Origin of the sequence: Nocardia callitridis (assembly GCF_039543305.1) — a bacterium.
Taxonomy (GTDB): Bacteria; Actinomycetota; Actinomycetes; order Mycobacteriales; family Mycobacteriaceae; genus Nocardia; species Nocardia callitridis.
The window spans coordinates 20,170-35,835 of the sequence record NZ_BAABJM010000008.1 but is presented as its reverse complement, the minus strand read 5'-3'; the positions used below and the strand labels follow the sequence as shown (position 1 = coordinate 35,835).

General features: G+C 67.7%; 5 protein-coding genes. All 5 read right to left on the bottom strand.

The window, feature by feature from the left end:
* Nucleotides 1-43: 43 nt before the first annotated feature.
* Nucleotides 44-12,307 (bottom strand): glycerophosphodiester phosphodiesterase family protein, encoded by a 12,264-nt coding sequence (locus tag ABEA50_RS27805; RefSeq protein ID WP_345499223.1) that lies wholly within the window; start codon nt 12,305-12,307, stop codon nt 44-46.
* A gap of 28 nt (nt 12,308-12,335) precedes the next feature.
* Complete coding sequence (locus ABEA50_RS27800; protein WP_345499221.1) at nt 12,336-12,860, bottom strand: YbaB/EbfC family nucleoid-associated protein; 525 nt, start codon at nt 12,858-12,860, stop codon at nt 12,336-12,338.
* Between the two features lie 92 nt (nt 12,861-12,952).
* The gene (locus ABEA50_RS27795) at nt 12,953-13,267 is read right to left on the bottom strand and encodes a hypothetical protein (protein ID WP_345499220.1); all 315 of its coding nucleotides are present in this window, start codon (nt 13,265-13,267) and stop codon (nt 12,953-12,955) included.
* Nucleotides 13,268-13,617: 350 nt separating this feature from the next.
* Nucleotides 13,618-15,342: a hypothetical protein gene (locus tag ABEA50_RS27790; protein WP_345499218.1), complete on the bottom strand. Its 1,725-nt coding sequence runs from the start codon at nt 15,340-15,342 to the stop codon at nt 13,618-13,620.
* 154 nt (nt 15,343-15,496) lie between these two features.
* The gene (locus ABEA50_RS27785; protein ID WP_345499216.1) at nt 15,497-15,643 is read right to left on the bottom strand and encodes a hypothetical protein; all 147 of its coding nucleotides are present in this window, start codon (nt 15,641-15,643) and stop codon (nt 15,497-15,499) included.
* Nucleotides 15,644-15,666 lie beyond the last annotated feature (23 nt).

Below are 15,666 nucleotides of genomic sequence, written 5' to 3'. Positions count from 1 at the left end.
CTGCACCATGCCATCGTCTCCCTGCACGCCGTCTATCCGCACGTCACCGTTTCCCATCACGCCCCGCACCACCAGGCGCGCCGCCGGGGCCGGGCAGCGCGAAGCCCCGTTCGGCCAGCAACGCACGCAAACGGTCGGGGAAGTCGGTGACGATACCCGTCACGCCGAGATCGATCATCCTGCCCAGATCGGCGGGCCGATTCACCGTCCACGGCACGACTCGCAGTCCCGCACGCTCGGCTTGGCGCATCAGTTCCTCGGTCACCATCGTGTGCTCCGGCGACAGGATGTCCGCCCCCGCCGCGCGCGCGGCGGCGGGTAGGTCACCGCCTGGCGTGTGCGGGATACCTCGAATCTGGGCGGCGATCGAGCGCACCTGGTCGAGTCGATGCACACCCGCGTCGGTGCCCAACCAGTCCCGCGTGGTGGTGCGCGGCGAGACCAGTGCGACCAGGTCCGCGTTCGGCGCCAGCTCCGCACCCAATGCCAATACGCGCCAATCGAACCCGAGTAACCGGTAGCGCACACCGCGCGCTTCGAGCACGTCGACGGTGTCGGCTACCAGCGCGCGCACCTGCGCGTCGGTCCAGTGCGGGTCGGTCTTGATCTCCACCGAAAGCGTCCCCGGCCATTCGGTACGCACCACCAACTGCGCCACCTCGTCCAGCGTGGCGATGGTGCTGCCGGGCTCGGTGGTCTGGGTCGCGGCGAATTTACCGTGCACCACGCCGGTGTCGATGCTGCGGACCTGCTCGAAGGTCAGTTCGCCGATCGGCTTTCCCACGTAAGGAAATTGCGGATCGCCGGGGGTGACCGGTGCGGTGTCACGCGCGCTGTGCTGGTCGATGCGCTGCTCGTGGTGCACCACCGGGACACCGTCGGCGGTGCGCCCGACATCCAGTTCGATCGCGTCGACGCCGAGCTCCATCGCCTTGCGGAACGCGGGCAGCGTGTTCTCCGACCACAGCCCGCGTCCACCCCGGTGCCCTTGGATCTCAGGTCCGACCGCACCCGGCACCGGTGCCGCCGGTTCGGGGGGAAGTCGATAACTGAAATCGCCCTCGACCGATGCGTCACGGGTGGCCTCCGGGTCGTGCGGACGTCCAGCGACATACCGGCCCAACCAGGTGGGGACGTCGACGCCGGGCCGATGCGCCACCGTGTCGACGGCGTCGCCACGGCCGATCGCGATGCGCGCGAAGTTACCGAGCGCCTCGGTCGGCGTCCGCAACGCGGGGTCCAGGTACTGCCAGTACTGCCGGTGGGTGCGCAGCGCGTCGGAAAACCTTGGTAGGTCCGGGAATTCAGAGGCGATCCTGGTCGCACCGAAGCGCCAGGTCGACGGGTCGACGCCCTGGCCACGCCCGGCGAAGCGACCGAGTTGTCCCGGTGTATTCGAGCCGAGCCAGGTCACCGGGTCACGCGATCCCGCAGCGACATACACCTTCGCCGCACCGAATTCGCTGGCATGCGACAACGGACCCATCCCCGGCGAGCCGAGCAAGATTACCTCCACCTGCTTGCGGATCGGCGCGAAACGGTCACCGGCGGCGGCGTAAGCCGTGGTTGTGGAGCCGAAGCTGTGTGCGAACAGGCGATTGATCGGCGGGGGCGGGCCACCGGGCAGACGCGACTGCAACTCTCGGGTGGTGTGCAGGCCCCACACGTCGCGCGCCAGCAACCGTCCACCCTCGATCGCTGGTCTCGGCGACACCGTCTCGGTCATCATCTTTCCGCCACTGGGCGCGTCGTAGCCGAGCCAGGCGATCGAGAGCAGCTTCTTGTCCGGCGCGAGTGCGCTGGCCACCTCGTACAGGTTCCAGGAATTCGAAAGCCTGCCGCTGAGTCGCTGCAATGTGGTGGTGATGCCGGGTATCTGCCAAGCGGTGACCTCGGCGAGGTCGGCGTCGCCGAAGGCGACCACCGCGCGACCCTCACCACCGAACTCCTTGGCCCCGTAGGACAACACCTGCACCGGCGGCGCGTCGGATACCGAATCGGCTTGGCGCTGGGCGCGTTCGAGCGCGCGGTGGGTGTAGAGCAGGTTTTCGAGTTCTAAGCGCTCGGCGGGGGCGAGGTGTTTGTCCATCCAGTGCGTGAGCTCGACGCCCTCGGGCACGCGTGCGCGGAACCCGGCCAGGTCGCGCGCGATCGCCAACCGGTTGGCCTCGTCACGGAAGCGGAACGGCACGCCATCGGCGTTGCCCAGTTCGTGCGGATGTACCCGCAGCACGGCGCGTTGCTGTTCGGCGGTAAGTCCGTGCCACCACTCGTGATTGGCGCTCGCGCGTTGACGCGCCTCGGCGGTCACCGAGGCGTCGGTGTACTCGCCGTGCAGCAACTCGCGCGCGGTCGCGACCGGCTCCGCGTGCGCGAAAGCGCTGTGCGCCGTGGCGACTTCGGCCGCGGTGGCGGGCCGCGCGTCGGGCAGAACCTGTTCGAGCGCGCTCCGGTAATCCAGATCGTGCTGGTTCAGGCGCGGTTCGAGTTCGCCACTGCGATGCGGTGCGGGTGCCCCGTCTTCGACCGCGGCGAAGCTGGCGGCGGCGTCGCGCTCGGAGACCACCTTGGGTACCCAGAACGACTGCTTGTCGCGATGCACCCGCGCCCACTCGGGATCAGCGGGGCGGGAGGCGATCCGCTGCCACCGTGTCGGGGCGTCCAGGGCGGGTCGATGCTCGGCGTGGGTGATCTCCGCGCCACGACCCGCCGCGATCAGGCCGATATTGCGCAGTGCCTCGGTCGGTCGTCTGGTCTCCACATCGGCGAACGAGTTGTAGCCCTGATGCACCTGCATCCTGGTACGGAATTCCGGTGTCGTCGGCGGTTCGGCGCCCGCCCTGATCGCGCCCCATGCCTCGTTCGCGGGGTCGATACCGAGACCGCGATTCAAGAAGCGGCCGTGTCCGCCCGCCACCGGCGCACCCAGGTTCGCGATCGGATCGCGCTGCGAGGCCAGGGAATACACGTTCTCGGCGCCGATGCCGAAGGCCGAGGCATCGCGCAACGGTCCGGCACCGGGCGAGCCGGACAGCACGACCTGATCGACCTCGCCGCGCATCCCCTCGCCCCGAGGGCCGAGCCTGCCCTCGACTCCGGCATGCGACAACGTGGTCGATCCGTAGCTGTGCCCGATCGCGGTGCGCAGCCTCGGCACCGGCGCGCCCGCACGCAGGTTCGCCTGGAACTCGCGCGTCGCGTTGAATGCGGCGATATCTCGGGCCACCACGTACCCGCCGACCTCCGCGAATACGGTTTTGGTCGCCTCGATCGGTTGGGTCGGATGGTGGTAGCCGATGTCGATGATCGCGGCGACCTCGTGTTCGGGCGCGAAGCCCGAGGTCACCTCGAACTGGCTGCGCGCGAACTGCGAACGATAGGCCAGCGACCGCAACGTCGTGCCGAATCCACCGATATGGCGGGTCACCAGCGCCGCGCTGTCGGCGTTGCCGATCGACACCGACACCATGCCGTTGCCTCGGTAGGCCGCGGCGTCGAAGCTGAGCAACTGCACCGGAGGCGAACCGATCATCTCGTTCGCACCACGCTCGATGACGGCGAGGTGGTTACGGGCGACGATCAGGTTGCCGAGACGGGTGCGCTGAACCTGACTCAATTCGGTACGCACCCACCGGTGCAATCCGACGTCGGCGGGCTTGTGTTCGAGGAACTTCGCGAGGTCGCGGGCGATCGACAACCGATTGGCCACATCGCGCACGGCGTAGGGCACTCCGTCGGTGTTGCCGATCAAGTGCGGACGGGTGCGCACCATCGCCGACTGGTGTTGCGGCGTCAGCGAATGCCACCAGCGCGCGTTGGCCGTGGCCCGCTGTCTGGACGAGACGATCACATCGGAGCGTGGGACGCTGCGTACCAGGTTGAGGAAGTCGGCGTGCGCGCCGAACTGCTCGCGCAGTTTCTCCCGCGCCTCGCCCGTCAACCGCTGTTCGGTGGCCGTGATCGGATGATCTTGCGGCAGTACCGAACCCAGGTGATCCTGGTGCGCGGTCGTCGTGACATCCGGTGCGGCGCTCGGCGGGCGGAACCCCGTCGAACCGTCCCCGACAGCTGGCGGCTGCCCCGACCGGACCGCGGACACGTGCGCGGCTGGGTCGGCGGCGATGGCGCCGAACACCTCCAACGACGACGTGGGCGCCCTGGTCGCGGGGTCGGCCGACAGGTAACGACCAGGTCCCGCGGACCTGGTGCCCGGTGCCGGTTCGACCTCGACCAATCTGCCACCGCGCGGCGTTTCCGGGGGAAGCAGACGTTCCCACAGCGCACCCCACCGAGAGCGACCGCCGCTCGGCTCGACGAAGGTCACCTTGTCACCGGCGATTCCGTACCGTGACACGTCCGCCGCCCGTACCTGGCGCGGTGCGTCGGCCAGGGTCAAGGTGTCGATCTCACGGCCGAGTCGGCGTCCGGCCGCCGCGTCGGTGGCCGTCTTGGTGCTCGGACCGTAAGCGAACACATGGGTTTTCGCCCGCGCGGTGCCCTCGGCGAGCCCGGCGTGGAATTCCCGACCCGCGTGCAGGCCCGCGAGGTGCTGGCGCAGTTGCCGTGCCGCCTCGTATCCGTCGACACGGGCTTCGCCGGGCAGACCATGCCGGTAGGACAGCACGGAAGCGGCCGTGGCGTCGGGTGACTGCCGCATCGTCGCCTCGAAGTGGTTGCGCGCGAACACCACGTCCTCGGGCAGCGAACGCAGACCCGCGTTGGCATCGACCACGTGCATCGAGACCGAACTCGCGCGGTCCACGTCGCCGAAGACGATCTCGACGCGGCCCTTGCCGTAGGACAGCAGTCGTACCTCGGGGCGCGCGACGGCGGGGTGCAGCGCGTCGGCGAGCAGTTCGGCGCGGTACAGCGCGTCCCGCGTGCGCAACATGTTCTGAAGTTGTTGTGGCTCACCCTTACCGAACTCGGGGTTGACCAGTTGTCCGCTGCCGAGCCGCTCGGGGCGGCGCGCGCGGAAGCCCTGGAGGTCACGTTCGAGTGCGAGGCGGTTGGCGTGGTCGCGCGCGGCGGCCGGAATCCCGTCGGCATTGCCGACGTGCGACGGATGCCGCTGGATCACCGCGTCGCGGTGCGCGGCGTCGAGTCCGTGCCACCATGCGGCGTTCGCGTTCGCCCGCTCTCGCGCCGGGCCGACGACGTCACCGGCGGTTCTGGCGGGGTGCAGCAGCACCTGCGGGTCCGCGGTGGGAGTCAATTGCCGTAGCGCGTTTTCGGCGTAGGCGGCATCGAGTTCGGACTCGTGCGGCGGGCGAACGATCTCAGCGGAGGTCTGCGCTTCGGCCTCGACGTTCTCGCGCGCGGGGTCCGAGCCTTCCCGCGTTGGCCGTTCGACCTGCGGCGGCCCGGCGGCGGGTTCCGTCACGTGCGTGGTGCTCGGGTCCGCCGACCGTTCGACCTGCGATCCCGACTCCGCCGTCACCTCCGCCGGGCGCGTCGTGCTCGGGTCCGCCGCCGACCGTTCGACCTGCCTTCCTGACTCCGCCGCCACATCCGCCGGGCCCGCGGCGCCGGGGTCCGTCGACCGTTCGACCTGCGATCCCGACTCCGCCTCGCGGCCCGTCGCGGGCGTGGCATTCGCATCCGTCGACCGTTCAACATGCGGTCCCGACGTACCGGCGGATTCCCTCGGCTGCGTCGCGCGCGGGTGCGTCGGCGGCTCGGCGCCTCGCCCCTCGGCCGTGCCCACGGGCTGGCCGTCGCGTCCGACATGCGTCGTTTCCGCTTGTGTCGCAGCAGGTTCAGCGTTCTCCGGCGATCCGGCAAAACGCCGGTTGACCTCCGCGTTGGTCCGATTCGAGCTGCCGACGATGCTTTCGTAGGCCGCGTCCCCGAAAAAACCTTTGCTGTGCGCCTTTCCGACCAACCACTCGAAAGTGGGTCCGTCGGGGTTCTCGTAGACCTGCTGATCCCTGGCGTTCAGTTCCGCGACACCGGCGCGGTCGAGCATCAACTCACGAGCACCGATGCGCGCACCGTGGCGCACCTGCGAGGCCAGTCGTGCGCGCTCCTCCAGTGACCGACCTTCGGCGACCCACTGCCGATCCAGTTCCGGGATCCGGCCGGTGACCTCGTTGTACCAGCGCCGCACCTCGACGTTCGCGGCCGCCGACTCGGTGGCGTGCACCACGGCGCCCTCGGTGAGGTCGACCCCCTCGTGCTCCGCACGTGCTTGGGCCAGTGCCTCCGCCCGCGCGGGCGGCCCCAACTCCGCCACCTGCTGCGCCAACACCGGATCACGCTCAGCCAACAACAGCCACGGATCGGTCTCCCCCTCCTTCACCCGCGCCGCAGGACCATCACGCACACCCAACCGATCCAACAGATCAGCCAAATCCTTGTGCAGACCTGGCAACTCGTCGCCGCGCGCCGGGTCGAGGATGGCCCGATCGATCTGTGCGGTCAGAACTTTCAGCTCCGCGTACCGTCCACCCAGATGCGTCGTCATCACCGAGGGACGATCGTTGACCGCGTCTCGCAACACGGCGGGGTCCTGCTCCAGCGCGATCTCGGCCAACTCGTGCGCGACCGCACGGGTCACGTCTTGCTCGCGCGCACGCGGCGCGACATTCACGTCATACCCCGAACCATCCGGTCGCTCCACGAACTCCGCGACCGCACCATCACGCGTCGCCCCCACCCGAACCGCGACCTCACGCCCATCAACCAACTCGAACCGCTGACCGGCCGCATCCCACGCAACACCCTCCGGCGTGATCAGCTCCAGATTGCGGGAAACCTCCTCGTGCAGCGCGGTATTCGATAGATCGGCCCGGTCCCCAGGACGTCCTGCACCGTGGAAATCGCCCACTTTGCTGGCTGTGCCACCGGAGGCTTCCGGCTCCGTGCCGCGCTGCTGCGTGGGAGCATCGGATCCGGGTCGGCGCCCGGTCCCCTCGACCGCACCGCCCTCGCGTCGAGCAGCACGATCACGTGCGGCCTCGGTATCGCCCGCGCCGGGCCGCTGGCCCCTTCGGTCCCCCCGCTCGACGGTGTCGGCCGGTTGTGGCGCGCTTAGCTCCGCCGCTGCGGCACGATCGGTGGTCGTCGGTGCCTGCTCATTCCGCGCACCGTGCCCCTCGCGCGCGGGTTGCGGCTGTGTCGCAGGCGGATTCGCTTCCTGCTGATTGGCGAAGCGCTGGTTGACCTCCGCGTTGGTCCGATTCGAACTGCCGAGAATGTAGTCGTAGGCCGCGTCCCCGAAAAAGCCTTTGGTGTGCGACTTTCCGACCAACCACTCGAATGTCGGGCCGTCCGGATTCTGATAGACCTGCATGTCCCTGGCGCGCAGACCCTCGACCTCGGCCTGGTTCAGCATCAGCTCCCGAGCACCCACCCGCGCGCTGTGCCGAATCTCCGAGGCCATCCTGGCCCGCTCGTCCACCGCGACACCGTCGGCCGCCCACTGTCGATCCAGTTCCGGGATGCGCCCGGTGACCTCGTTGTACCAACGCCGAATCTCACCGTTCGCGGTAGCCGGATCGGACACGTCGACACCGGCGTGCTCGACCACCGAACCCTCGTGCTGCTGTTCGTGTTCGGCACGCGCCTGTGCCAGCGCCTCCCCGCGCGCGGGCGGCCCCAACTCCGCCACCTGCTGCGCCAACACCGGATCACGCTCAGCCAACAACAGCCACGGATCGGTCTCCCCCTCCTTCACCCGCGCCGCAGGACCATCACGCACACCCAACCGATCCAACAGATCAGCCAAATCCTTGTGCAGACCCCGTAATTCCTCGACCCGCACCGGATCCGCCGACAACCGATCGATCTGTGTCGTCAGCACCTTCAGCTCCGCATACCGCCCACCCAGGTGCGTCGTCATCACCGCAGGACGATCATTCACCGAATCCCGCAACACGGCAGGATCCTGCGCCAACGCGATCTCCGCAACCTCATGCGCAACCGCACGGGTCACATCCTGCTCACGTGCTCGAGGCGACACATTCACGTCATATCCCGAACCATCCGGTCGCTCCACGAACTCCGCGACCGCACCATCACGCGTCGGCCCCACCCGAACCGCGACCTCACGCCCATCAACCAACTCGAACCGCTCACCCACCGCATCCCACGAAACACCCTCCGGCATGATCAGCTCGCGGTTATTCGAAACCTCCTCGTGCAAAGCGGTATTCGACAGATCGGCCCGGTCACCAGGACGTCCTGCACCGTGGAAATCGCCCACTTTGCTGGCCGTGCCACCGTGATTCTCGCCGATTTCGGTACCGGTGGGCCCCTGCGCACTCGGCCGCGCCGAGTGGCTTTCCGGTTCGTAGACGATCACCATGCGGTGATCGGGGCTCGGCGGCGAGAACGTCGCCATCCTGGCGTGGTCGGGCTCGCTGCGGCTGCCCGCGTCGATGCTGTAGTCGTAATCCTTGTTGCCCGGGTAGCCGAATTCCCGCTCCTCGACGACCCGGAACATGCCGTTGTCCGCGCCGAAGCGGCGATCGATCGCCGCAACCAGATCGGTGCCGGTGATGTGCCCGCGATCGCCGATCGCGCCGCCGTCCTCGATCGCCCGCTCCGGCTTCATGTCCCACTGCACTTCGATGCGTCCGCCCGGCGCGAGCACATCGGGCAGGGCGGCCGCGATCGCGTCGTAGCCCGCGCGGTCGAGGTGCGCGCTGACATTGTTGACGAAGATCCGCGCGACCCCGCCGTTCGTGCCGTCGCCGAGTACCTTGCCGTCGGAGAGCAGGTCGCCGAACACCATGACGGTGCCACGCTCGGTGAGCGGGCCGGGATCGATGATGCCGAGATCACGCCTGCGCTGCCCGGCGATCGGGTGTTCGTTGGCCAACTCGGTTTTGATGATCAACCCCCCGGTGGCGCGGTCGGCGATCGGCGTCATCTCCACCGCGAACGCACTGCGACCGACACCAACGTCGATCGTGTGACCCCCACCGGTCGCCTCGGCAGCAGGCTGCCGAGGCGCCAGCGGTATGTGCTCGTTTTCGCTACCGAAGACGTTCTGTTCCAACGGAAGTCGATAATTCGGCCGCGGGCGGGAAAGGACATCCACCATGGAATGGCCGGTCTCGGCGGCGTGCACCACCACGACGTACTCGAGGTTCATGCCGTGTTCGGTCGCGCCGCGGTTGGCGCGGTCGATACCGTGCAGGAAGTCGGTGAACGACACCGTTTCTTCGCCGACCCGCAGCTGACTGTTCGCGTGGTCGAGCACCCCCGCCGAACGCGACGGTCCGCCGAGTCCGTCAGCGGCGGAATGCATATCGGCGAAACGCTGCGCGCCGAAAGCATCGTGGAAAGCCTGCGGCATCGCCTCGCGGAACCCCTCGATGGCCGCGTGCACGGCGGCCACCCGTTGCGGCTCGGTGAGCCGAGGGTTGTTCATCGCCTCGTTGATCGGGTCGAGCGCAGGGAACAGTTCCCGCGCCGCGTCGACCGTGGCGCGCGCACTCTTGGCTTCCCGCTCGAATACCGGGTCGAAGACGCGGCGCGCCAACTCCTCCCGCATCCTGCCGTCGAGCGCGAGCGATTCCGCACGCACCACCGCGGGTGCGTTGTCGCCGGTGAGGTGCTCGGTGAGCTGCTCGAGATGTTCCTGGCGCCCGTGCTCGAACGCGTCCTTGCCGAGCGTGGCGTCGAAGACCGGGCGGTGTTCGGCGAGCTGGTTGGCGGTCAGTTCCAGGCGCCTGGCCAGTACCGGATCGTGCTCGACGAGCAGATCCCAGCGGTGCTGCGCCTGGGGACCCGCGCGCAACCCCAGGTGATCGATCAGATCGACCAGATCCTTACGCAGGCCGGGCAGTTCGCCCGCCATCTTGGGGTCGAAGGTGGCTCGATCGATGTGCGCCGTCAGTGCGCGCAGCTCCGCGAAACGACCCCCGAGATGGTCGGTCAGCGTCGTGGGGCGCTCGCTCACCGGATCGATCGTGACCGTTGGCTGTTGCGCCAGGTCGATTTCGGCCAGCTCGTGGGCGATCGCGCGCGCGACATCGTGGTTCCTCGCCCCCGGTGACACCGTCACGTCGTAGCCGGTGCCGTCCGGCCTCGCGACGAACTCCGCGACCTCGCGGGTACGGTGATCGCCGATTCGCACCGTGACGGTGCGCCCATCCCGCAACACGAAATGGCCGGACTCGCGGTGATAGGACACCCCCTCCGGGGTAATCAGCGCGAGATTGTTGCGGATCTCGGCGATGAGCACGGCTTCCGGCAAAGCGCCCTCGCCGACCCGAGCCTCGCCGTGGAACTCGCCGACCGGACCCGCGGCGCCTCGGTGCAGACCGGCATCGCCACCGCGCGGCCCGCCGGGTTCACCAGCGAAACCATAGGGTGTGAGAGCTGAATCACCGTGCGTACCAGGACCTTCCGTGTGCGGCTCCGGGCTCACCGAGCGCCGTGGTGCCTCCTCGCGCGGACCCGGCTCTGGTGCTTTCGTGGTGGACGCGGGCGGCTCCTGCCGGTCGGCGCTCGGCCTGCTCGTCGATCCTTCCTCGTGAGCACCGCCGGTCTGCGCGCCGTTGGTCGTCGGACGCTGCTCAGTGGGCACTCCCGCCCGGTCGACAACTCCGGTGTGGTCCTGTGCACTCGGCGGATCGGTGACCAACGGGGGACGATCGGACTCGAGCCGCCCTGGCGCGCCGGGTTCCGGCTCTACCGAGGCGACAGCATGCTCGGGCGACCCAGGAACATTCGATTCAGGAGTGCCGGACTCGGACACGGGGCGTTCGGACGAGACCGGCAGATCCTTCTGCCCGGCAACGAGATTGGATTCCCGGTCGCCCGCAACACCCGCGCCCTCCTCGGCCGCCCTTGCCCCGTTCTCTCGCACGCCAGTTCCGGATTCCTTGCCGTGCGGGGCGCGCTCGCCCGCTGGCCTCGGGGCACGTTCCTGCGGTGTGGATTGGCGTGCTTCCGACGGCGAGACGCCACGGTCGGCCTGCACCGGCCGGCTGGTCGAATCAGCCTGTCGTGCGGCGGAATCCGTGGGCCGCCCGGAATTGTTCTCGTGCGTTCCCACGGTGTCGGGATGCGAAGTACTCCCGTCACCGAGCGGCGCGCGTTGATCCCACTCGGCGCGGATCTTCTGCAACTCCGCGACATGTTCGGTACTGAACTCCCCTTTGCCCCCCGCCCGCGCGTCGACCTCGCTGACCCGCTTGAAGAAGCCCTCCGCGCGATCACGCTCAGGCCCCGGCGGATAGGGGTCGGGATGGGTTTCTCGCATCAAATCGCGGTTGAGCTGCTTGCCCTCTCGCGTCGACTCCCGCGTCACCACAGGCGGTTTGGTCGACCCGCCCGACACCCCAGACGAAGCGTGCGTGCCTTCGCTCATTCCCGCGCGCGGCGCGTTACCCATGTGCGCACCGCTGCGCGCCCCATGAATCACGCCGAGACCCACACCGGCGGCAAGCAATTGGGGATGAAAGGTCATATCAACCTTGCCCCAGTCCACATGACCGGTCGAAACGAACTGGCTCGCCGCCTGCCAACCGATTCCCGCGCCGTACATGCCGAAACCGCCCGCGACACCACCGATCGCACCGGTGAGTGTGCCCCGCATGAACGGCGACAAGGCGGTCTTGCCGAGCATCCGACCCGCGACCATGCCCACCGGCGCGCCCACGATTCCGCCCGCACCCCACTCGACGCCGGTGCGCAGGTTCTGTTTCCAGTCGAAAGTATCGCGGTGGCCCGAACCCATCTGGTAGGCTTGGATCAGGCCGTCGATGCCCGCACCCTGCAAGCCCATCTTCAGGCCCGCGATACCGATCTGCTTCAGGTACGGCTTCAGCAGGTTCTTCAGGCCGACCTTCCCGGCCTCCAACATCAACTGCTTCGCGCCCTGTTCGGCGGCCACCGACAACGACTGCCGCCCCGCGGCCAAGGCCAGCGGCACGCCCGCCTCGCCCCACGGCCACGCCGCGATCAGCGCGATCACCGCGTACACGGTGATACCGGCGAAGGTCGCCTCCATGATCTTGGTGTATTCCACCTGAGTACCGCCGTTTCGGCAGTACTCACCCAGCTCTTCGAGCGCCTTGGCGTTCTCCGAGATCGACGTCTCGCCGTGGAACAGCTTGGCGAATTCCTTGCGCGCCGCCTCGGCGCCGTCGCCGGAGTAGTACTTTTGCGTGCGGTCGATCACGCTCTTGATGTCGGGCTCCAGCGCGGCCAGATCTTTGCCCGCCTTCTTCCACGCCTCGCCCAGTGCCCACAGATCGTCCTCGTCGCCCTCGGGGTAGGCCTGGCCGAAATTCAGTGCGGTGAGAATCCAACTCGGCATCCACTCCCACATCGCGGTGATCTTCGACATCAGCCGATCTCCCCGGGCGAGGTGACGCTCACCAACCCGATTCGGCCACGTCCGACCTCCGCTCGGCGTGCCGGTCGTGGTCCCATTCTTCGACGTCGACGAAGCTCATCGCGGGCCGAGTGCCGTCCGAGATCACCGCGTGCTGGCGACGACTCGGCGGCGCCAGCGACGCCTCGGGCGGTCTCGGCAGCATGTCCTGCACATCGGGCATGCCGGGAAGAAACTCCGAAAGCCGCGGCAGTCTGGCGTTCTGCTGATGCAGCGAGTCGACCATTTCCCTGGTCTTTCGCCGCACCTGCCCCTGTGCATCCTGCGCGGCCTCGGTGACCGCCTTCGCGATCTGAGCGTGCGTCAAATCCTCGATACCGGCACCGAACCGAGTCTCGATGACGATCCCGTCCCCGTTGACCACCACTGTCACCCGACGCCCTGCCGAACTGGCCGCGACGGTGAGCTCGGACTGCTCCTGCTGCATGCGCGCGATCGAGGCCATACCGGCCTGCACAGCCGCCATCAGGTCCGCGAGTTGCGCTTTCGCCACCTCGTTGGCCATCACCTACTCCTCATCCGCGACCGGTCCGCACTGCCGCGGTTACCCCCGATTCGCCACCCCTGTTTCGATCCACCCGCCCATATCCGGGTGGTTCAGCTCTCGAACGTCGTCCGGTTGTCCAGCTCCATGCGCTCGAGTTCGGTGGCACCGTCCCGCAATCCGCCTGAATAGCTTTGCAACAGAGTGACTTTCGAGCCAACGGCGGAGTCGAGGTTTTCGTCGGAGGCGATATAACCCTTGTCGCCGGAGAATCCGTGGCCGAACTCGTCGTCGCCCCATTTACCCCAGTGCGCGGTCCGCGCGGCGGCCAAGGTGTTCAAAACGCCCTGAACTCGTCCGGCTACCACGTCCAGATCATCCGCGACACCACGCAATTGTGTCGGTGTCGCTTGCACGTTCTCGGCCAACGGTTCGCCCCTTCATCCGGCTACCATGCTGACTCGATGATCGCACGTTCTGGGGGTAACTGGAAAGTGAACCCCGACTGAATTCCCGAGAAGAATATGATCAATCATCGCCGCGAGCGCGCACAGTCAGGGGGACAACGCCCCGAGCTTCCCGCGAAAGGTCACCAATTCCGCTGCCCCGCAAGCGGCTATCGAGAAATGTGCCGAGCGGCGCGCGACTCGCGCCACTCGGCATCGAAAATTCACCCCGAAAAGATCGGCCCGGATTGTCGCGACGCCGAACGCGCGACAACCGACCCCGAACGACCGCGCCCCCGAACGTTCGACTGCGCCTCACCTACCCAGATGGGCTACTGCTGCCCCGAACCGTGGCGCTGGCGGAACCGCTGCTCGAACTCGGTGGCGTAGATCGACGGTGCCACCGAGGACGAGGACTGCTCCAATACCCCGTCATCGGCGATGTAGAAGATCGCGCGCCCGATCGCCACCTCGCCGGGCTCGGTGGGGGCATAGATCATCCAGCCCACACTGATTCGTTCGGCACGCAGCTGCGCCACCTGATAGTTCTCGGACTCCAGGCCGTTGTCGACGATGTAACGACCCACCCGCGCGATCGCATCGTTCTCCGACAGCGGCTGCGGCAAGGTGCGCGTCACCCCCGCCAAGGTGAGCTGATAGAAGGCGCTGTCCAAATCGAAGTTCTCACCGTCACCAAAGGTTTCGACCAGGGTGTCGCGGGTGACGACACCGGCCTCGGCCGCGGCAACCAAATTCCCCACCGCCGCCCGCAATTGCTCGCTCGGTTGCGCGGTGATCAAGCTGACCACGACATCGACCACGGTTTCCGAGGTCCAAATGCCCGGCACCGCCTCGCTGAGCCGATCCGCCGTCGGCGACTCGCCGCGATGCCAGGTGCCGTTGTCCCACCAGTAACAGAACGACAGCAACCCATTGGCCGCCCGCGGATTCAGCACCGGGTTGGCCACCCATTCCGGCGCACCCGCGTACAACGCGGGCAGCGGCTCACCACGGTTGTAGGCCGCGTCCAGTTCCGGTGCGTTCCACACCCCGCCCGACAACACCGCTCGACCACCCGGCAACGCGTACAACGTCGAACCACTGCGCTTGCTGCCCTCGAACCAATCCAAGGCGGGCAAAATCCTCGGGCCCCACTCCGATTGGGCCGCGACGAACGCCGAGGCGATCACCGCCCAGCGTGCGGACAACAACGGAAAGTCAGGAAAGTCATACTCCGACAACACCGCGTGCACGCCGTTTTCCCGGTCCGTGCGCGCCGCGTGTGCCGCCTCGCGAGCAGGACGCGACTGCTTGCCCCCGTGAATGAGATAGGCCGCCAACCACACCGGAAGCGTTTGCCTCGGATAAGCGTCCAAATCGGCGAAATAGATCTCCGGCGCGAAAATCTGGTCTTCGGGGAAAGGCTCGTCACCGTAGTCGTAATCGACCTCGATCTCACCCACGTTCGTCAAGGTGAGCAACAGACGCCACCACGGGCCGTCGGACAACTGCGCGGACGCGTGCCGCTGCTCGCGCACCAGGGCGAGCACCTCTTCGTCGGGTTGCATTCGCAGCGAACGCTGTTCGTTGTCGGCGAAGACCACCTGCGCCATCTCCGCGGAGGTGGTCAAGACGAACACCGCTTCCAACCGTCGCCACCCTTCCGGGCCGACGGTGGCCAGCTTCCTGGCAATCTCATGGCTCAGCGCCTTGGCCCGCGCGGCGACATCCTCGCCGGGCGGACCCTCGGCCAGGCTGAAACCGACGTCGGGGAGTTCCTCGTCGCCGGCCTGCGCCGTAGGATCGCCGACGGCTTCGGCGGACGCCGACCCCGCGCCCTCGGCTCGCTTGTCGAAGCTCTGCATGAACTGGCGGATGAAATCCACCGAGGGGTCTTCGCCCTCGGTCTCGACCGAAGACCGGCTCGGTTCCTCGGTTTTCCCGGCGGAATCCTCGGTGTCCGCCTGCGGGACATCCGGTTCGGCATCCGACGCCGACTCGTCGGAAGCCCGACTGTTCGAGGGCGGATCGTCCGGGGCGTCGTCTGGTCTGGTCACGTCGCAGCTATCTCCTCATTTACCCACCGGGCGCCGCCGACACGGCATGGTCTTCACCACGATGCCCGAGCTGTGTTACCCACCTATCCTGGCATAGCGCGGTTGCCGACCGGTGTCGAACAACCCCCCGCGCAACCGAACAGGCGAAGGAAAGTCAGTCCACCCTTCCGGTTTCGATGTTGCGGCCGAATTGCCCTATTCCGCCGACGAGTTCAGCTCGTGCGGCCGCGGTAGCACCTTCGGCACCTTCGGCGAGCCGGCGACCGAAATCGCTCTCGGCTCTCGTGACGTCCTCGCGCACGATTGCTCCTCGTCTACCTGTCG

Bases quoted from the DNA above. Each gene is read 5' to 3' on its own strand.
- ABEA50_RS27800 (WP_345499221.1), bottom strand. From the start codon at position 12,860: ATGGCCAACGAGGTGGCGAAAGCGCAACTCGCGGACCTGATGGCGGCT.
- ABEA50_RS27805 (WP_345499223.1), bottom strand. From the start codon at position 12,307: ATGTCGAAGATCACCGCGATGTGGGAGTGGATGCCGAGTTGGATTCTC.